The organism is Rhodoferax sp. GW821-FHT07G04 (genome assembly GCF_059418585.1).
Genome location: NZ_JBWKQD010000037.1, coordinates 1 through 523, shown reverse-complemented (window position 1 = coordinate 523; position 523 = coordinate 1). Strand labels below are relative to the sequence as shown.

Sequence of the window (523 nt, the reverse complement as noted above, 5' to 3'; positions counted from 1 at the left end):
GTAAATGCCTAACCGCCGTCCCTCTGAACCTGCCCAAACTCCGATAGCGAGCGGTGCAAGTATTCCAGCGCAGTCGCCATTGCAAGCAGTCCCTCTTTCTGGTCTGCCGGCAACGTCTTCGCATTTGTGCGGGTTGTGGCAATACGAACTTGAAGAGCTTGCAGCCATCGCTCGCGAAGCGGCTGATCGAGGCATTGTGCTAGATCGCTCAGAGCCAGGCGCATGGCCATTTGGTCCGCTCTCTGGCGGTGCATTGTGCTGATGAATTGGTCGGGCGTCATGAAGTCTTCCTTTCAAAGATGCAAATTTTCGGCAATAGGGCAGTTGCCCGGTGCCGGACAGGGGGTATGACGTGAAGCCACAAAGACCTATTGCATGGCGCATGCGCCAGACTAAGTTGCAACAGGATGCTGCTGCTAAGAAGGCAGCGCAGGCGGCGCGGTTGGTGCAGTCGGCTTCAGATGCTGCGGCGTCAGCTACTGAGGCATTGCACTCCCGGTCAACCCTCCCAGTAGGCAGCCCT

1 protein-coding gene is annotated in these 523 nt (G+C 57.6%); it reads right to left on the bottom strand.

Annotation, left to right across the window (positions count from 1 at the left end; all coding sequences use genetic code 11):
* Nucleotides 1–8: 8 nt before the first annotated feature.
* Nucleotides 9–281 (bottom strand): hypothetical protein, encoded by a 273-nt coding sequence (locus AC07OO_RS25610; RefSeq protein ID WP_495085002.1) that lies wholly within the window; start codon nucleotides 279–281, stop codon nucleotides 9–11.
* Between the last annotated feature and the right edge of the window lie 242 nt (nucleotides 282–523).

Bases quoted from the DNA above. Each gene is read 5' to 3' on its own strand.
- AC07OO_RS25610 (WP_495085002.1), bottom strand. From the start codon at position 281: ATGACGCCCGACCAATTCATCAGCACAATGCACCGCCAGAGAGCGGAC.